The sequence below is a fragment of the Streptomyces sp. NPDC058401 genome, assembly GCF_042722885.1.
Lineage (GTDB): Bacteria > Actinomycetota > Actinomycetes > Streptomycetales > Streptomycetaceae > Streptomyces.
Genome location: NZ_JBHXKA010000029.1, coordinates 17,501 through 35,125 on the forward strand (window position 1 = coordinate 17,501; position 17,625 = coordinate 35,125).

At 70.7% G+C, this 17,625-nt stretch carries 17 protein-coding genes; 13 read left to right on the forward strand and 4 right to left on the reverse strand.

Annotated elements, in window-relative coordinates; translation table 11 throughout:
* Positions 1 to 27: 27 nt before the first annotated feature.
* The 5 genes from ACFWNV_RS13640 to ACFWNV_RS13660 all read left to right on the forward strand — a co-directional run bounded on the left by ACFWNV_RS13640 (position 28) and on the right by ACFWNV_RS13660 (position 4,805).
* Positions 28 to 831, forward strand: coding sequence for a fumarylacetoacetate hydrolase family protein (locus tag ACFWNV_RS13640; protein WP_383945257.1), 804 nt, complete (start codon positions 28 to 30; stop codon positions 829 to 831).
* A 39-nt stretch (positions 832 to 870) separates the two neighbouring features.
* Positions 871 to 1,008, forward strand: a complete 138-nt coding sequence (locus ACFWNV_RS13645) for a hypothetical protein (RefSeq protein WP_383945260.1) — start codon at positions 871 to 873, stop codon at positions 1,006 to 1,008.
* Positions 1,009 to 1,108: 100 nt separating this feature from the next.
* Complete coding sequence (locus tag ACFWNV_RS13650; RefSeq protein ID WP_383945263.1) at positions 1,109 to 1,582, forward strand: MarR family winged helix-turn-helix transcriptional regulator; 474 nt, start codon at positions 1,109 to 1,111, stop codon at positions 1,580 to 1,582.
* Positions 1,583 to 1,642: 60 nt separating this feature from the next.
* Positions 1,643 to 3,235: an MFS transporter gene (locus ACFWNV_RS13655; RefSeq protein WP_383945266.1), complete on the forward strand. Its 1,593-nt coding sequence runs from the start codon at positions 1,643 to 1,645 to the stop codon at positions 3,233 to 3,235.
* A gap of 505 nt (positions 3,236 to 3,740) precedes the next feature.
* The gene (locus ACFWNV_RS13660; RefSeq protein WP_383945269.1) at positions 3,741 to 4,805 is read left to right on the forward strand and encodes an aldo/keto reductase; all 1,065 of its coding nucleotides are present in this window, start codon (positions 3,741 to 3,743) and stop codon (positions 4,803 to 4,805) included.
* Here ACFWNV_RS13660 and ACFWNV_RS13665 read toward each other — a convergent pair.
* On the reverse strand, positions 4,782 to 5,624 hold the full coding sequence (locus tag ACFWNV_RS13665) for a helix-turn-helix domain-containing protein (RefSeq protein ID WP_383945272.1): 843 nt from the start codon (positions 5,622 to 5,624) through the stop codon (positions 4,782 to 4,784). The genes ACFWNV_RS13660 and ACFWNV_RS13665 overlap by 24 nt on opposite strands.
* 143 nt (positions 5,625 to 5,767) lie before the next feature.
* Here ACFWNV_RS13665 and ACFWNV_RS13670 point away from each other — a divergent pair, with 143 nt between their 5' ends.
* The 5 genes from ACFWNV_RS13670 to ACFWNV_RS13690 all read left to right on the forward strand — a co-directional run bounded on the left by ACFWNV_RS13670 (position 5,768) and on the right by ACFWNV_RS13690 (position 10,357).
* Positions 5,768 to 6,508, forward strand: a complete 741-nt coding sequence (locus ACFWNV_RS13670; RefSeq protein ID WP_383945274.1) for an SDR family oxidoreductase — start codon at positions 5,768 to 5,770, stop codon at positions 6,506 to 6,508.
* Between the two features lie 40 nt (positions 6,509 to 6,548).
* A complete protein-coding gene (locus ACFWNV_RS13675) occupies positions 6,549 to 6,905 on the forward strand; it encodes a nuclear transport factor 2 family protein (RefSeq protein WP_383945277.1) in 357 nt (118 codons plus the stop codon).
* A 145-nt stretch (positions 6,906 to 7,050) separates the two neighbouring features.
* Positions 7,051 to 8,547 (forward strand): FAD-dependent monooxygenase, encoded by a 1,497-nt coding sequence (locus ACFWNV_RS13680; RefSeq protein ID WP_383945279.1) that lies wholly within the window; start codon positions 7,051 to 7,053, stop codon positions 8,545 to 8,547.
* Between the two features lie 26 nt (positions 8,548 to 8,573).
* On the forward strand, positions 8,574 to 9,845 hold the full coding sequence (locus ACFWNV_RS13685) for an amidohydrolase family protein (RefSeq protein ID WP_383945282.1): 1,272 nt from the start codon (positions 8,574 to 8,576) through the stop codon (positions 9,843 to 9,845).
* Between the two features lie 2 nt (positions 9,846 to 9,847).
* Positions 9,848 to 10,357 (forward strand): VOC family protein, encoded by a 510-nt coding sequence (locus tag ACFWNV_RS13690; protein ID WP_383945285.1) that lies wholly within the window; start codon positions 9,848 to 9,850, stop codon positions 10,355 to 10,357.
* A gap of 49 nt (positions 10,358 to 10,406) precedes the next feature.
* Here the strand turns inward: ACFWNV_RS13690 and ACFWNV_RS13695 are convergent, their stop codons facing one another.
* Both ACFWNV_RS13695 and ACFWNV_RS13700 read right to left on the reverse strand, forming a co-directional pair.
* Positions 10,407 to 11,015: a TetR/AcrR family transcriptional regulator gene (locus ACFWNV_RS13695; protein WP_383945288.1), complete on the reverse strand. Its 609-nt coding sequence runs from the start codon at positions 11,013 to 11,015 to the stop codon at positions 10,407 to 10,409.
* A 125-nt stretch (positions 11,016 to 11,140) separates the two neighbouring features.
* On the reverse strand, positions 11,141 to 12,850 hold the full coding sequence (locus ACFWNV_RS13700) for an acyl-CoA dehydrogenase (RefSeq protein ID WP_383945291.1): 1,710 nt from the start codon (positions 12,848 to 12,850) through the stop codon (positions 11,141 to 11,143).
* A 162-nt stretch (positions 12,851 to 13,012) separates the two neighbouring features.
* Here ACFWNV_RS13700 and ACFWNV_RS13705 point away from each other — a divergent pair, with 162 nt between their 5' ends.
* Positions 13,013 to 13,207: a hypothetical protein gene (locus ACFWNV_RS13705; protein ID WP_383945294.1), complete on the forward strand. Its 195-nt coding sequence runs from the start codon at positions 13,013 to 13,015 to the stop codon at positions 13,205 to 13,207.
* Positions 13,208 to 13,445: 238 nt separating this feature from the next.
* Positions 13,446 to 14,414 (forward strand): AraC family transcriptional regulator, encoded by a 969-nt coding sequence (locus tag ACFWNV_RS13710; RefSeq protein ID WP_383945297.1) that lies wholly within the window; start codon positions 13,446 to 13,448, stop codon positions 14,412 to 14,414.
* A 55-nt stretch (positions 14,415 to 14,469) separates the two neighbouring features.
* On the opposite strand, the gene ACFWNV_RS13715 is transcribed toward ACFWNV_RS13710, so the two are convergent.
* Positions 14,470 to 14,799, reverse strand: a complete 330-nt coding sequence (locus tag ACFWNV_RS13715; protein WP_383945300.1) for a hypothetical protein — start codon at positions 14,797 to 14,799, stop codon at positions 14,470 to 14,472.
* Between the two features lie 306 nt (positions 14,800 to 15,105).
* On the opposite strand from ACFWNV_RS13715, the gene ACFWNV_RS13720 reads away from it, so the two are divergent.
* Complete coding sequence (locus tag ACFWNV_RS13720; RefSeq protein WP_383945303.1) at positions 15,106 to 17,412, forward strand: cytochrome P450; 2,307 nt, start codon at positions 15,106 to 15,108, stop codon at positions 17,410 to 17,412.
* The last annotated feature ends 213 nt before the right edge of the window (positions 17,413 to 17,625 follow it).

The following is a 17,625-nucleotide window of genomic DNA, read 5'->3' on the forward strand; positions in this document are numbered from 1 at the left end:
CTCCTCGACGGGGACGACCTCGTCGACGTGACCGAACTGCTCGCCGGCTCCGGAACCTTCGGCGCGGCCGGAGCACTCCACCACCACATCGAGACCGCCGACCGGCACGGCCCCCTAGACCTGGACCTCGCCGGCCGTGCGCGGATACCGCTCGCCGAGGCCGTCCTGGAAGCCCCACTCCCCCGCCCTGGAAAGATCATCGGCGCACCGGTCAACTACCTCGACCACAAGGCCGAGATGGAGTACTCCACGTCGGTCGCCGACCTCGGAGTCTTCCTGAAGGCCAATTCGTCGGTCATCGGACCGGGCCAGGACATCCTGCTGCCCTACTCCGACAAGCGCACAGACCAGGAGGGCGAGCTCGGCGTCGTCATCGGTCGCACCGCCGCGCACGTCGGCCCTGACGAGGCCCTGGACCACGTCTTCGGCTACACGTGCCTGCTGGACATCACCGTCCGCTCCGGCGAAGACCGCTCCACCCGCAAGTCGTTCGACACCTTCACCCCCATCGGCCCCTGGATCGTGACCGCGGACGAGATCCCGGACCCGGACTCCCTCGACCTCCGCTGCGACGTGGGCGGCGCCACCCGACAGCGGACCAACACGGCCCACCTGATCTACGGCATCCGCGACCTGATCGCCTACACCTACTCCGTCATGACCCTCCACCCCGGCAACGTGATCGCCACGGGTACCCCCGCCGGAGTCGGCCCGCTGAGTCACGGAGACCGCGTGGTCGTGGAGATCGAGCGGGTCGGCCGCCTGGAGGTCGGCGTCGACGGCTCCCGTGCCACCCCGTACGAGGAACGTCCCGGCCGTAGGGACCACTGACCGACCGGTCACACGCGAGGTGGTCCCGGCGCGGCGCTCATGGACTCCACCGCACACCGGAGTCCCGCCGGCCGGCACCACCTGTACGAGAGCACACGAGAAGGACGGACCACCGTGGCGCGCGCACTGGAACTGGACAACTACATCGGAGACGAGACGTCCACCCGTCAGGCCTAGGAGTCAGCGCCTTGCGTAGCGGCCGGGACGGCGATCCACCCGACATGACGAGCCAATGGCTATGTTGACATAGGTATCTAGGCATACTTATATTGCCTGCATGGCCACCCCCAGCGCGTCCGAGCAGGACATCCGGCAGATCGCGTCAGCGATGTCGGCCGTCCTGCCCGCGCTGAACCGGGCACTGGACCGGCGCCTCGCCCAGGACTTTCCGCACCCCAAGCCGCCCGAGAGCCAGCTGGCGCTCCTGCGGCTCGTCGGCGAGCGTGACGGTGTCACGGTGCGCGAGGCCGCCGACGTCCTGCTGATGAAGCCGAACAACGTGAGCGCCCTGGTCACCCAGCTGGCGGGCCAGGGGCTGCTGGAGCGCAGGCAGGACCCCGCGGACAAGCGGGTCGCGCACCTGCACCTGACGGCCGAGGCCCGGCAGCGCCTCGACGAGGTCGGGAGCCTCCTGGACGGGTACCTCGTCGAGGCGCTGCACACCCTCACCGACGGGGATCTCGACGCCATCGGGTCCGTGCTCGGCGCGCTGCGGGGCTTGGCGCGGCACATTCACCCCGCCGCCCACTGACGGCGCACGCGTACGCGCGTCCCGTCGACCTCCATCTGTACGAGGAAGCAAGGCACCTCCATGTCCTCCACTGCCGTGGACAGCTCTCCCCTGCCCGCACACATCCGTCCCGCCGCTCCGGTGGGCCGCCGCGCCAATCCCTGGCTGACGCTGATCGCCGTCGCCTTCGGCCTGTTCATGGTCGGTCTGGACGGCTCCGTCGTCGCGATCGCCAACCCGGAGATCGGCCGGGACCTGAACGCCTCCACCGCCGACCTGCAATGGGTCACCAACTCCTACCTGCTGGCCCTGGCCGCGGCCCTGATCCTCGGCGGGAAGCTCGGTGACCGCTTCGGCCGGCGCACCTTCTATCTGATCGGCGTCATCGGTTTCACGCTCGCGTCGGTCGCCATCGGCCTGGCCGGGTCGATCGAGGGAGTCATCGCCTTCCGCGCCGTACAGGGCTTCTTCGGCGCGCTGCTGATGCCCAACACGCTCGGGCTGCTGCGCGCGGTGTTCCCGCCGAAGAAGTTCGGCATGGCCGTGGGCATCTGGGCGATGGTGTCGTCGGTGTCCACCGCGCTCGGCCCCATCGTCGGCGGGCTCCTCGTCGAGCACGTCAACTGGGAGTCCGTCTTCTACATCAACGCTCCGATCGGCGTCGTCGCGCTCGTCTTCAGCGCACTCGTGCTGCCGCAGAGCAAGAACGCCACCGTCTCCGGCAACCAGCGCTTCGACGTCCCCGGTGTGATCCTGCTCGCGGTCGGACTGCTCGTCGTCGTGTTCGGTGTGGTCAAGGGCGAGACGTGGGGCTGGAGTTCCGGCTCGACGCTGGGCGCGCTCGCCGCCGGCCTCGCGATCCTCCTGGTCTTCGGCTGGTACGAAACGCGGGTGGAGCACCCGTTGCTGCCCATGCGGCTGTTCCGCAACCGCGCGCTGACCATCGGCACGATCATCACCGCGATCAACTTCTTCGTCCTGCTCGGCGTGATCTTCTTCGTCATGCTGTACCTGCAGAACGTACGCGGCTTCACCCCCGTCGAAGCGGGCGTCCGCACCCTGCCGCTGAGCCTGGCCTCCGTGATCGCCTCGCCGCTGGGCGCGAAGCTCACCGAGAAGTACGGCGCGGGACTGTCCATGCCGCTCGGCATGGCGCTGCAAGGCGGCGCCGCCTTCGGCGTACTCGCATGGGGCGTGGACTCGCCGTACGTCGCGATGTGGCCCCCCTTCATCGCCCTGGGCCTCGGCGTGGGCATGGTGATGGCCGCCTCCTCCGACGCCATCGTGGGCAACTCCCCCGTCAAGGACGCCGGCGTCGCGGGCGGGCTCCAGGCCACCGCACTCCAGATCGGCGGCGCGCTCGGAACCTCCGTACTCGTGTCCCTGATCAGCAGCCGGGTCAACTCGACCCTGACCACCGAACTCACCTCCGCCGGGGTGCCCGCACCCATGGCCGAGGGCCTGCACGAGGCCAAGGACGCGGTGGCCATGGGTATTTCACCCGTCTCCGGAGACATGCCGGCGCAGCTGAAGGCCGCGGTGATCGAGGGCAGCGGCCAGGCATTCATCAACGGAGTCCACACCGCCGCGCTCGTCACCGGCGCCCTGTGCGTCATCGGAGCCGCCCTCGCCGCAGCCGGCGTACGACGCAACCCGCAGAGCGCCCGCCACTGAGGCGGCGACGGGGCCGACGGCCCGGCGGGGATCGCGAGTCCGCAGGAACGGCGGCTCGCACCCGGCCGGGCCCGGTCCCATGCGCTCCTCGCCGAGCAAACCGCCGGTGGACCGGAACCTCGGAAGAACAACTCACCTGGAGGCCCCGCCAAAGAGCCGCACGAACTGTCGTTTCCCCTGGTCAGCATGGGTGCCGCTGCTGTACCACCAGCAGATGAAGAATCTTCTTTGGCGGTGGGGGTCTTGGGCCGTCGGGAGCAGGACCTCCTCCACGTCCAGCTCGGGGGCGGGTTCGCCGGGGTGGGAGTCCGTTGGGGCTTCCTGTCGCGATTTCCGGACGGCGGGGTGTGAGGCGGGCGCGGTGACGCGTCGGGAGGCCCTGTTCCTAGGAGTGCGGTACCCCCTCCGGCGTGGCCTTCCATGGATACGGCGCCGGGGCGAGTCTCCTGGTGGCGGGATACCAGCCGGTTCCGGCCGTGGAAGAGGACGAGGAGGTGGCACGGTCATGGCGTTGTTGGGTTCGTACGTCACGCTCGGCCGTTCGGGGCTGAGGGTGAGTCCGCTGGCGCTGGGCGCGATGACGTTCGACGACGGGAGCTGGGGCTCGGCGCAGGAGGAGTCCTTCGCGATCATCGACCGTTATCTGGAGGTGGGCGGGAATTTCATCGACACCGCGAACCTGTACAACGGCGGGGCGTCGGAGGAGACGCTCGGGGCGTACTTCGCGGAGCGGCCCGGGGTCCGCGACCGTGTGGTGCTGGCCACCAAGTTCGGCGGCACCATGGACCCTCCCGATCCGAACGCGGGCGGAGCCGGGCGCAAGGCCGTACTCGCGCAACTGGACGCGTCGCTGCGGCGGCTGCGCACCGACTACGTGGACGTGTACTGGATGCACATGTGGGACCGGCACACTCCCCTGGAGGAGACGCTGTCGACCCTGAACGACCTGGTCCACGCGGGGAAGGTCCGTGCCATCGGACTGTCGAACACGCCCGCCTGGTGGGTGGCCCAGGCCGCGACGACCGCCCGGCTGCGGGGCTGGGAATCCGTGGCCGCGCTCCAGGTGGAGTACTCGCTGCTGGCCCGTACCGTGGAGGGCGAACAGTTCGGCGCCGCCCGCGCGTTCGGGCTGGGCATCACCCCCTGGAGCCCGCTCGCCTCCGGAGTCCTGTCGGGGAAGTACTCCCGCACCCGCACCGCCGTTCCGGGATCCGGGCGCGCCGGCTACGCGGCCCCGCTGCTGACCGAGGACACGTTCGTACTCCTGGACGTACTGGAACGCATCGCACAGGACCTGGGTACGACGGTCGCGGCCGTCGCCCTGGCGTGGGTGCGCCAGCAGGACCCCGTCACCTCGGTGCTGGTCGGAGCCCGGACCCTCGACCAGTTGGAGAACAACCTGGCATCGGCGGCCGTGACCCTGGACCCCTCCCAACTCGCCGAGTTGAGCGCACTGACCACGCCGGAACTCAACTATCCACACGCGTTCACCGAAGGGGTCGGGATCGGTTTCCTGCAAGGTGACGCCACGGTCAACGGTGTCACGTCAGTGGCGTTCCGCCGGTCCTGATGCGAGCACCGCCATCGAGGAGCCGAGGAGGGCGAGGGCGTCGGCGTCCGTGCTGCCCGGCTCGGCAGTGCCGATCAAGAGGTGCTGACCGGGCGTGTTCTGGACGTCGAAGGACTGGTACGTGAGGGTGAACCGGCCCACCGCGGGGTGGTTGAAGGTCTTGGGCCTGAGGCCGAATGAACTGACGCCGTGACTGCGCCACATCTGCTCGAACTCCTCGCTGCTGCTGCGCAGTTCCTTGATCGTGGCGGTCATCCGGGAATCGTCCGGATGGTGTCCGGCAGCCAGGCGCAGGGCTTCGACCGAGCATTTCGCGACGCTGTGCCAGTCCGCGTAGAGCCCTCGGGCCGCGGGGTCCAGGAAGAGGGAACGCAGTACTTGGCGCCGGTCGGCGAGTGGTGAGAGGAGGGCATCGGCCAGGGCGTTGGCCGCGAGTACTTCGAGGCGGCGGTTGATGACGTAGGCGACCGCGGTGGGGAAGGACTCCATGAGCTGGAGCAGGGCCGGGTCCACTGCGTCCGACTCGCCGGCGGCCTCGGCCGGCGGCAGGAGGCCGGCGAGACGGTAGGCGTGCCAGTGGGCGTCGGCGTTCAGGCGCAGCGCCCGCGAGAGGGCGTCGATGACCTGGCCGGAGGGGTTGCGTTCGCGCCCCTGTTCGAGCCGCGTGTAGTAGTCGGCGCTGACGCCGGCCAGCACGGCGACCTCCTCGCGCCGGAGCCCCGCGACCCTGCGGTGCCCGTAGGTCGGAAGGCCCACTTCTGCGGGCTTCAGACGGGAGCGCCGCGCTTGCAGGAATTCGCCGAGTTCGTACCCGCTCATGCCTCGATCGTACGCGGCTGGTTCCTGGGAGTGGCGCACCCAGGAAGTCTCGCCCTGCCTGCCCGAGGCGATCGCCTTCAGGATCGGAGGGTGGGTGGACGACCACCCGGTCGGCCATCGCCGGCTTGATCGAAGGGGTTCTCATGACCGTCCCGTCCATTTCCGCAGGCAAGGTCGTACTGATCACCGGGGCGAGCAGCGGTATCGGTGAGGCGACGGCCCGGCGGGTGGCCGCGTCGGGGCACCAGGTGATGCTGGGAGCCCGACGTACGGACCGCATCGCCGCCCTCGCCGAGGAGATCCGCGGCAACGGCGGGGAGGCCCACCACCAGGCACTGGACGTGACCAGCCTGGACAGCGTGCAGGCCTTCGTCAAGGCCGCGCAGGACCGGTACGGCCGCATCGACGTCCTGGTGAACAACGCGGGCGTGATGCCGCTATCTCCGCTGGCCGCACTCAAGGTCGACGAGTGGAACCGCATGATCGACGTGAATGTGCGCGGCGTGCTGCACGGCATCGCCTCGGTGCTTCCTCTCATGCGCGCGCAGGGCTCCGGCCACATCGTGAACATCGCCTCCGTCTCGGGGCACCGCGTCGACCCGACCGCCGCCGTCTACAGCGCGACCAAGTTCGCGGTCCGGGCCCTGTCCGAGGGCCTGCGGCAGGAGAGCCGAGACCTGCGGGTGACCGTGATCAGCCCCGGACTGACCAGGAGCGAGCTGGCCGAGGGCATCACCGACACGGCGGTGCGCGAGGCGACCGAGGACATGCTGAAGATCGCCATGCCCGCTGACGCCATCGCCGCGGCGATCGACTACGCCATCGGCCAGCCCGTCGAGGTCGACGTCAGCGAGATCGTCGTACGCCCCACCGCCCAGGGCTGAGCCGCCGGACCCACGCAGACACGTCGTACGGAGACACCTCATGGTGACGAAACAGCAGGTCGAAGCATGGGTCGAGGCGTACGTGCGGGCCTGGACCTCCAACAGCCGCAAGGACATCGCAGCCCTCTTCACCCCGCAGGCCGAGTATCACGAGCGGCCCTACGAGACGGACTGGATCGGCCGCGATGCGATCGTCGAGGGGTGGCGCGGCCGGGCCGGGTGGCAGGAAGGGGGCTGGGAATTCGAGTGGTCCCTCCTCGCGATCAACGGGGACACCGCGGCCATCGAGGGCACCGGGCGCTACACGGAGCTCGGGACCTTCGCCAACCTGTGGACCGTCACCTTCGACAGCCACGGGAAGTGCACGGTGTTCCGCATGTGGAACAACGAGGTCTGACACCCGCCGCGCCAAACAGAAACGTACGTTTGCGTTACCCCTCCTCCAGTGCTAGCTTCACAGTGAAACGAAAACGCTCGTTTCTCTTTGATGTGGCGGGTCTCCTGCGGATTTCGCAAGGATTCCCGCTCGACGAGGAGGCGTCATGCCTGCGTCGCCCATCACCACTCCCACCCCCCTCCCACCGCACACGGACGTCCTGATCGTCGGCGCCGGTCCCGTAGGACTGGCCCTGGCCGCGAGCCTGCGGCAGCTGGGCGTGGACCACGTCCTCATCGACCGCGACACCTGCGTGCAGAGCGGCAGCAGAGCGGCAGCGCTCCAGCCCCGCACCCTCGAATACCTGGACCGGATCAGCGTCGCCGAACACCTCGCCGCGGCCGGTGAGCGGGGGCGCGGGTTCCGCGTCCACGACCGGGAACACACCCTGCTGCACGCCCCCTACGACGATCTGGACACGCCCTACCCCTACGTCCTGCTCGCCTCCCAGCAGACGACGGAAGAGCACCTGCTCCGACGTCTGGGGAAGCTGGGTGGCGGGGTGCACCGCGGTCACAGGTTCCTCGGCTTCACGCCCGACTTTCCCGGGGTCACCGCCGTGATCGCCGATCCGGAAGGCTCGTTGCGATCGGTCTCCGCGCACTATCTGGTGGGCTGCGACGGTCTGCACAGCGCCGTGCGGACGGCTGCCGGGATCGGTTTTCCCGGAGAGGCGCCGGAGCAGTTGTTCGCCCTGGCCGATGTCCGCCTGGACGCCGGTGCGAGCGGCCTCGGCGAGGACGACACCACCTTCTTCCTCTCCTCCGCCGGGATGCTGCTCCTCTCTCCGCTCGCCGGCGGACAGCACCGCATCGTGACTCCCGCCGCGCCGGGGTCGGCCGCGCCCCGCGCCGTGGACATCGAGCGGCTGATCTCCGAACGCGGGCCTCTGGCAAGGCGCATCCGCGTGGCGGAGGTGGTGACCGCCTCCACGTACCGCGTCCAGGAACGGGTCGCCGAGCGATTCCGGGCCGGTCCGGTCTTCCTGGCCGGGGACGCCGCGCACGCCCACAGCCCGGCCGGCGGGCAGGGCATGAACACCGGCATCCAGGACGCCGGGAACCTGGCCTGGAAGCTGCACGCCGTCCTCACCGGCACGGCCCCCGCCGAACTGCTGGACGGCTACCACGACGAGCGGCACCCGGTGGCAGCCGAACTGGTCGCCTTCACCAGCCAGTTCGCCAAGATCGCCACCCTTCGGGACCCGGCCGCCGGGCAGCGCCGCAACGACCTCATCGCCGCGGCCGCGGCCACCTCCGGGATCGTCGACTGGGTCGCCGCCAAACTCGCCCAGCTCGACATCAGTTACGCGCGTGAGCCCAACCGCGACTCCCCGCAGGTGGGAGACCGGGTCTCGCCCCTGGCCGTCCCGCAGGCGGGCCTGCACTGGACGCTTGCCCTGCCCGGCCGGAGCGGACCGACCGACGGGCGGCAGCCGGAGGGCGTCCTGTCCGTGTGCCGCGTGCCCGAACTGCGCACCCCCCTGCTGGTCCGCCCCGACGGCTACCTCGCCGCACACGGAGTACCGGCCGAACCGGCCGAGGTGCTCAGCCAACTGGCCCAGCACCTGCCGCTGCCCCTGCCCGTTCCGTCCACCCGATGACCCGGCTGTTCAAAGGAGACAAGGACATGTCGACTTCTGCTTCCGCCCCCACCCTCATCCGTAGCGTCGCCGTCTTCGACGGCACCAGGCTCCACGCACCCCAGGACGTCCTCATCGACGGTCCCGTGATCACCGCCGTCGGCCCCGCCCTCGGCACACCGGCCGGGGCGATCGTGGTCGACGGCAGCGGCCGCACCCTGCTGCCCGGGCTGATCGACGCCCACACCCACACGAGCGACACCGAACAGCTGCGGCGGGCCCTGCTCTTCGGGATCACCACCGAGCTCGACATGGGCGGTACGCCCTCGGTCGCCCGCTCCGTACGGGAGGCCGCGCGCGAGCGCGACGACCTGGCCGACCTGCGCATCGCGACCACCGGAGCCACCGCCCCCGGCGGTCACCCGAGCCAGTTGGTCGAACTCGGCCTGATGGCCCCCTTCCCCACGGTCACCGGCCCCGAGGACGCCGACGCGTTCGTCGCGGCACGCGTGGCCGACGGGGCGGACCACCTCAAGATCTTCATCGAGGACGGCACCGCGATCGGCACACCGATGCCCGTCATGTCCCCCGAGACGATCCGCGCGCTGGTCCGGGCCGCACACGGGCGCGGGCTGCGCACCGCCGCCCACACCCTCACCCGCCGCTCGGCCCGCCTCGCGATCGACTGCGGCGTCGACGGCCTCGCCCACGCCCCCGCCGACGGGCCGTCCGACGACGCCCTCGTGGAAGACGCCGCTGCCCGGGGTGTGTTCGTCGTGCCTACACTGACCTCGCTGACCGGTACCACCGACAGCCCGGCCGAGTACGCCCTCATCGACGACCCCCGGTTGCGGCCCTACGCCGACCCGCAGTGGCTCAAGGAGATCGAGCGCATGCGGACCGAAGGCCTGGGCGAGGGCGAGGTGCGGGTGGGGCCGGTCTCGGTCGACGCCCGGTACGCGGCCGACGTCGCACTGCGGATGTTCCGGGCCGGGGTGCCCCTGCTGGCCGGGACCGACGGCACGGGCGGCGCCGGCCACCCCACCACGCACGGCATCAGCTACCACGGCGAACTGGCCCTCCTCGTCGCGGCCGGACTCACCCCGGCCCAGGCCCTCACGGCCGCAACCGCCGCCCCCGCCGACGCCTTCGGCCTGCCCGACCGCGGGCGCGTCGCCGCCGGGCTCCGCGCCGACCTCCTGCTGGTCGAGGGCAACCCCCTGGCCGACATCACCGCGGTACGGGACATCGCCGGCCTGTGGCGGCGCGGCGTCGCCGTGGACCGCGAGGCCGCGCTCCTCGCAGACGGGCTGGTCTGACCATGAGCACCCTGACGACCACGCCGAAGGCCCCGGCACACCAGGGCCTCCACCACCTCAAGCTGTGCGTCAGCGACCTGGAGCGCAGCGCCCGCTGGTACGGCGCCGTTCTGGGCACCCACCGCGTGGCCGAGCTGGACCACCGCCGCCCCGACGGCACCCTGTTCTCCGTCGCCCTCGACGTCCCCCACCTGCCCTGCCGGCTGGAGCTGCGGCTGGACCCGGCGACGGCCCGCGCCCTGGACGGGAACGAGCTCCTCACCCTGGCCGTCGAGGACCGTGCCGCCGTGGACCAATGGATCGCGTACCTGGACGGCCTGGGGGTCCGCCACTCACCGCCGGTCGTCGCGATGGTGGGCTGGGTGCTGGTCGTACCCGATCCGGACGGGCTGCGCCTGCGGCTCTACACGACCGAGCCGCACGGGCTCGACCGGTCGCGCGTCGAGTACGACTCCCCCTGGCTGAGCACCGGACCCTCCGACGGCGCGGCCGCGGAACGGCAGCGCCCCTGAGCTGGGTACGGCACGTGCTGGTGGGGCGCCCCCGCTCGGGGGCGCCCCGTCAGCTGGTCCAGGAGGCCGATCCGAGGGAGGACAGGCCCGCGATGAGGTGCTCGGCGGACACGGGTGCCACCAGGTGCCGGCCGACGAGGAGCCCCGGCATGAGGGTCATCAGCACCGTCGCGATCCCCCGGGGATCGGCATCCGCGGGGACCTGGCCCTCCTCGCACCAGCGCCGGGCCAGCGCCTCCAGCTGACCGTGCACGCCGAGGTAGAAGTCCCGGGTGCGCTCCTCCATGTCCGGCCTGCGCAGGGCCTCCCCCCAGGACTGGATGGCGATCCGCGTGAGGTCGTACTCCGACCGGGCGTCCCGGTCCCGGACCTCACCCACCATCGCGGCGATCACCTGCGCCGGTGACGCGGTGGGACGCCGGGCCAGCAGTCCGTCGAACAGGCTCCGTACGAGGGTCATGGCCTCGTCCGCGGCGGCGTCGATGAGGTCGTCCTTGCTGCGGAAGTACCGGTAGACGGCGCTGGAGGACATGCCGGTCGCGGCGATCACGTCGTCCATGGACGTGGCGTGGAAGCCGTTGGCGGAGAAGCAGGTCCAGGCACTGGTGAGGATGTGACGGCGCCGCTCTTCCCGGCGCTCGTCCGTCAGGCGAGGCATCCCCCCACACTAAACGAGAACGGTGGTTTCCGTTCTGGGCGCGCACGGAGCCACGGAGCTACGGGGCCACGGAGCTACGGGGCGCACAGTTCGCCCAGTTCGTTGACGTCCCGCTGGAGAGTGGTTCAGGGGTGCATCGCGTACGTTCCGGCGACCGCCTCGATGCCCTGCCACAGGTCGTGGGTCCGTGCGGCGTCGTGGGCGGGGGTGCGCAGGCAGGCGAGGGCGTGTTTGCGCTGTTGGTCCGTGGTGGCGGGCTTGCCGTGGAGTTCGGTGAGCGGACCGGCGAAGTCCCTGATGAGCAGGGCGAAGATCTGGTCGAGGACGCCCCGGTCCAGGCCGGTCAGCCGGGCCTGCTCCAGGATGAGGTGGCCGTAGACGACGGTCATGAACAGCCGGCCGATCGGCAGCATGAAGTCGAGGTCTTGCCGCTGTTCTGCGTCCGGGCCGCAGTTGGTCAGCAGCTCCCGGAATCCTTCGACCTGTTCCCGGAACCGGGCCACGTTGGGCACGTCCTCGAAGTGGTCGAAGGCGGGGCGCCAGTCGTGGAAGCGGACCTCGCCGAGTCGGCCGCTCGCCCCCTGCCGGAACAGGAACCCGTCGTCGCCGGCATCCGTCCGGGAGGGCACCGGTTCGTAGGGGGCGTCGCCGAGCAGGTAGTTGTGCAGGAACTTCAGGATCAGCGTGGTGTTGACGTGGACGGTCCCCTCCAGCCGTGGCAGCCCCGGCAGGTCGCGTGCGACCCAGTTGAAGTGGGTGTCGGCTTCGAAGCCCTTGGCGGCGATGGCGTCCCAGAGGAGGGTGACGACCTGCTCCGCTTCCGTGGTCACCTTCGTCTTGGACATGGCCGTGAAGAGGATGTAGCGGCGGTCGTCCTCGTGCGCGGACCGCACGTAGTCGACGGCGCGGTTCGTGAACATCTTCATGGCGAGCAGGCGGAGGTAGGCGTCGCTGAAGATCCGGCGGATGTGCGGGAAGTCGGTGACGCGCCGCCCGTAGAGCATGCGGGTGTGCGCGTGGTTGAGGGACTCGTGGAAGGCGTGCTCACAGGCGCCGATCCCGGCGGTGCCGAGGTTGAACTTGCCGATGTTGACGGTGTTCAGGGCGACGTCGAGGGCCGGTTTGCCGGTGTGCAGGATGTCGTCGGCGGTGACGGGATAGTCGTCGAAGCGGATCTCGGCGACGTAGAGGTGGTCGTTGGCGACGTTGCGGACGGCCGTGTAGTTCGGGTGGCGGCTGTCGGCCAGGAAGAACACGTAGCCGTCCGGGCCTTCGACGTCGGTGCGGCGCCCGAATGCGGTGACGATGCCGGCCACGTTCCCGTTGCCGATGTAGTACTTCGACCCGCTCGCGCGGAACCCGCCGTCGGCCGTGGGGGTGAGGAGGAGGTCCGTCGCGTAGATGTCGGCTCCGTGGGTCTTCTCCGACAGCGCGAAGGCGGCCGAGTGGCCCTGCCGGAGGAGTTCGACCGTACGGCGGCGGGCGGTCGCGTTGCCGCTCTGCCAGACGGGGGCCAGGCCCAGCATGGTGACGTGCCAGGTGTACCAGCCGTTGATGCCGTAGAAGGCGAGGACCTCGTTGAAGGCGGTATTGCGGGCGGTGTCCCAGCGCCCGCTGCCTCCGTCGGCGGCCGAGGGGATCAGGCAGTGCGCGAAGATGCCCTGCTCTCCGGCGAAGGCGAGGAATTCGGCGAACCACGACGCGTAGCTTTCGACGAGCCGCTTCTTACCGCGCCCTTCGAACCAGTCGATCACCGCCCTCAGCAGCCGTCGGGTTTCCGGGTCGAACTCGGCGGGATCGTAGGACCGCGGGTTCAGAATCTCCGGCTGAAGCATGTGGGACCACCTGTTTCCTTGCGTGGCCGGGGTCCCCGGCCGTCCTGGACTCTCGCGCACCCTTCGCGAACGTTGGAACATTCACGCCTGCCATCCCTCCTGCCTACCGTGATGAGGCAGGACATCGAGACCCGTCTCAGGGGTTCACAGGCAGGAGCAGTGATGATGCGCAAGCAACTGATCGCAGCCGCAATGACCGCACTCTTCGTAACCGGTGGGCTGGCGGCAGCGCCGAGCAGCTTCGCCGTGCCGTCGGCCTCACCGGCCACCACGCACATCGCGTCGACCGGCCGGGCCTCCCACCCCGCGTCCCGCGACACCTACGTACCGCTCATCTGCTCCAGGGCCTGCCACTGACCCCTGCCCTGAAGGTGGCCGGCGGCAGCACTACTCCGACCGGGTGGAACGTCGCACGGCCCTGGAATCCGCCCACGAGTACGACCTCCTGACGCTGGGACACCGGTCGCACGGCCTACGGCGGCGGCGTTTCCGGGCACCGCCCCGACCGGGGAAGCGCCGCTGCCACTCATCGTGAGGGGTGATCAACAGCATGTGAATGCTTGCCCGTCCGTACGACTTGCGTGAGAGTCCGCCCATGACCGCACCGTCCTCCACGCCCCACCCCTCGTCTGCGACCTGGGGCGATCCCATCACCGAGACCCTCGAACTCACCGGTGCGCGCTGCGCCTTGTCCCGCGGTCTCATCGCCGCCGGGGACTGGGCGCTGGCCTTTCCGGCGCCGGGCCGGCTCAAGATCCAGGCCGTGATGCAGGGAGTCGTCTGGCTGGTGATAGAGGGCGTCGAACACCCCGTCCGCCTGGAGGCAGGCGACATCGCCGTCTTCGCCGGCGACCGCCGGTACACCCTGGCGAGTGACCCGGCCGTGCCGCCGGTCGACGCGCTGCCCGTCCTCCGGGCGACCACCGAGACCTTCTTCCATGCCGGGGACGAAGGGCGGGACGCTGTCACGATCGGCGGCCACATCGATCTCAACACCACCGGCAAGGACCTGCTGCTGAGCGCCCTTCCGCCCGTGATGCACGTCAGCGCGACCACCGCCGAGGCGCCCGCGGCCTGCTGGCTCATGGATCAGACCCTCCACGAGATGCGGTCGGCCGCACCGGGGGCCGCCTTCGCGGCGGAGCACCTCGCACAGCTGCTCTTCGTACAGGTCCTGCGCGTCTTCCTGACCGACGCGAGCGCCGACACCTACCCGGTGGGCTGGCTGCGCGCCCTCGCCGACGAACGGATCGCCCCCGCCCTGCGCCTCATGCACGGCGACCCGGCCCGCGCCTGGACCCTGACCGAACTCGCCCGCGCCGCGGCCATGTCCCGCACCAGCTTCGCCCAGCGCTTCAAGGAGGTCGCGGGCGTCCCTCCCCTCACCTACCTGTGCACCTGGCGCATGCGCCTGGCCCAGCACAGCCTGCGCCGGGAGGACACCCCCGTGGCGGCCATCGCATCCGCCCTGGGCTACGGCTCCGAGAGCGCCTTCAGCAACGCCTTCAAACGCACCACCGGAGTGGCCCCGCGCCGTTACCGGGAGGCCGCGCGGGCCGGCTGAGCCGCGACCGCCGCACCGACGCTGCCCCCGGCACCGGCAGCCCGCCCCGCGCCCCCTACCCGCCCTGCAGGCCGGGGTCGCGGGGCGGCCAGGAGGTCCCGCGCAGCGCGGCGACCGCCTGGAGCGTCCCGTCCGTACGGCCGGCCAGCAGACCCCGGGGCGTGCGAACGCTCCAGAGGGTGTCCGCACCAGGTGCGGCCCAGCCCAGGGGAAGCGGATGGGTGATGTCCGTGACGTCCTGGATGACGACCTCGCCGTCGGAGCGGGCCGCGCTGTAGCTGCGGCCCATGCATTTGAAGACCGTGGGCCTCGAAGTGACATCGGCGAGCCCGAGCAGGGGGGATACCCCCTGCTCGGGACCGCTACCGGACAGTGGACCGCGCATGGCGCCTCCGTTACAGCACGCGACCAATCAAACGCTCATGGTAGCCATGAGGCGGCAGTGCTCCTGCGGCCCAGCGAGTTCACCCGTCCGCGATACCTGCGTGAGAGTCCGGAACGGGCCGTGGCGGACTCTCGCGCAGGAAGCCCGGACGGTTGCGCATTCCGTCCGGATGGCGGGCAAACCTAGCCTGGCTCCGCGGGCATCGGAAGCCGGCCAACGGGCCGCCGGAGTGCCCGTTCGCCCCGCAACCACCTCGCCGGCGCCTTCGAACCGCTGCGGGAACGCGCAACCCCCAAGGACGAGAACGTGACTACGGACGCCCCCGCATACCTGCCTCCCCGCACGGTCGCCACCGCTCCCGGGTGCCTGCCCCTGGTGGGGCACTCGCTGGCGCTGCTGCGCGATCCGATCGGCGTACTGCAGTCGATCCGGCCCCTGGGCGACCTGGTGGAGATCCGGCTCGGCACCCTGTCCGTGTACGCCGTCAACTCGCCGGCGCTCCTGCGGGAGATGCTCGTCACCGACGCGGTCTCCTACGAGAAGGGCCGCTACTTCCAGAAGTCCCGCCCCTTCCTCGGCAATGGACTGCCCAACTCCGAGGGCGACTTCCACCGCCGCCAGCGCCGCCTGATGATCCCCGCGTTCCACCGCGAGAAGCTCAACTCCTACACCGGCGTCATGCGCCTGAGCGCCACCACGTACTCCGAGGCCTGGACACCCGACAGCACGATCGACGTGGCCTCCGAGATGTACGCGATCGGCAGCGAGGCCGTGGCCAAAGCCCTCTTCGGCAGCGCCCTCGGCAACGAGGAGGTCCGCCTCATCCGGCGCTGGCTGCCCACCTACGTCCACGAGCTGATGCGCCGCGTCGTCTCGCCCGTCGACTGGCTCGACCGCCTCCCCACCCCCGGGAACCGCCGCTTCCAGGAATCGGGCACCCAGTTGCGCAAGGTCGTCGACCGGCTCATCCGCGAGCGCCTCGACGACGGAGAACCCCGCGCGGACCTCCTCGGCATGCTGATGGCCGCCCGCGACGCCGACACGGGCGAACCGATGAGCCCCGACCAGCTCCACGACGAGGTCATGACCGTCATGGCCGCCGGGATCGAGACCGCCTCGACCAGCCTGACCTGGCTCTTCCACGAAGTCGGCTCCCGCCCCGACATCGAGCGCAGGCTCCACGCCGAGCTCGACGAGGTCCTCGGAGGGAGGCCGGTCACCTTCGAGGACCTGCCGAAGCTCGTCTTCACCCAGAACCTGGTCAGGGAGACGCTCCGGCTGCGCAGCCCGGCGTGGATCCTGATGCGCCAGCCCGCCCGCCCCGGCGTCGTCCTCGGCGGAGTGGAGATCCCCGCGGGAACCGAGCTCCTGTTCAGCCCGCTCACCATCCACCGCGACCCGGGCCTCTACCCGAACCCCATGGAGTTCGACCCGGACCGCTGGCTGACCGCCGACCCGCGCGGCTGGGCCTTCCTGCCGTTCGGCGCCGGCCCCCGCAAGTGCATCGGCGACCACTTCGCCCTCACCGAGATGGCCACGGTCGTCGCCACCGTCGCCGCCCGCTGGCGGCTCGTCCCGCTCTCCGAGCAGCCGCCCCGCGAGGTGCCCGGCGCCGTACTGGTACCGAGCCTGCTCCAGATGTCCCCGCAGCCCCGCGCCGCGCAGACCCGTACCGGCGGCACACGGAACGACGCCGGCCTCCACCTCCCCTTCCCCGCACGGATCAGCCCCGACGCCGCACGCGCGGCCGCCGAACACCTCCAGTGGCCGCGGTCCTTCGGCCTGCTCCCCACCGACGCGGCCGCCGAACGCCACGCCCGCGCCCACTACGCCGAACTCGCGGCCCGCTTCCACCCGGCTGCGACCGGCCCGGAACTGGCCCTGGGAGTCGACCAGATGAGCTGGTTCTTCTGCTTCGACGACGCCTTCGACGGCCCGGCCGGCGACGACCCCGAACAGGCCCGCACGGTGGTCGACGCGGTCGCCTCCGCCCTGGACCGGCACCCCGCCCCCGACGCGCCGCCGCTCGCCCGCGCCTTCCGCGACCTGTGGCTGCGCAGCTGCGAGGGCATGTCACCGACCTGGCGCGAGCGGGCGGCCGAGCACTGGCAGGCGTACTTCTACGGCCACGTCCAGGAAGCCGCCAACCGGCAGTCCGGAACCCCGCTCACCGTGGACGAGTACCTGCGGCTGCGCCGCGACACCATCGGCGTACAGCCCACGCTCGACCTCGCCGAACGGATCGGCCACTACGAACTGCCCACCACCCTCTTCGCCTCGGACACCGTGACCGCTCTGCGCACCCTGGCCGCGGAAATCGACTCCCTCCACAACGACCTCTACTCACTGGCCAAAGAAGACGCGGGTTCGGACCCGCACAACCTCCTCCTGATCCTCCAGCGCACGGACGGGGCGGCCCAGGATGACGCCTCCGCCAAAGTGCTCGGCATGCTGCACGAGCGCATCACCCGCTTCCGCAGCCTCGAAAGCGAACTGCACGCCCCTGCCGGTACGGCCCTGCACCGCTACCTCCGGGACGCCCTGCACTCGGTCATGCGCGGCCCCTACGACTGGGCACCACGATCCGGGCGGTACAGCACCGACCCGCTGTGATCACCGGGACGGCCCTGGACACCGCTCGCACGCCGCGACCCGACCAGCCGGCGCCCCCGCGCCTGCCGGAGAGCACTCGAACGCGACGAGGACTCCGTCGAGCTGTGGAAGAAGGAGGTGTGGCCGCGGGTAAAAGCGTCACTGGGAACCGCAGTAGTAAGGCCCCGTGGGCCATTGAGAGCGCCCTGCCTCCTCCCGCGAAACCCGTGCTTC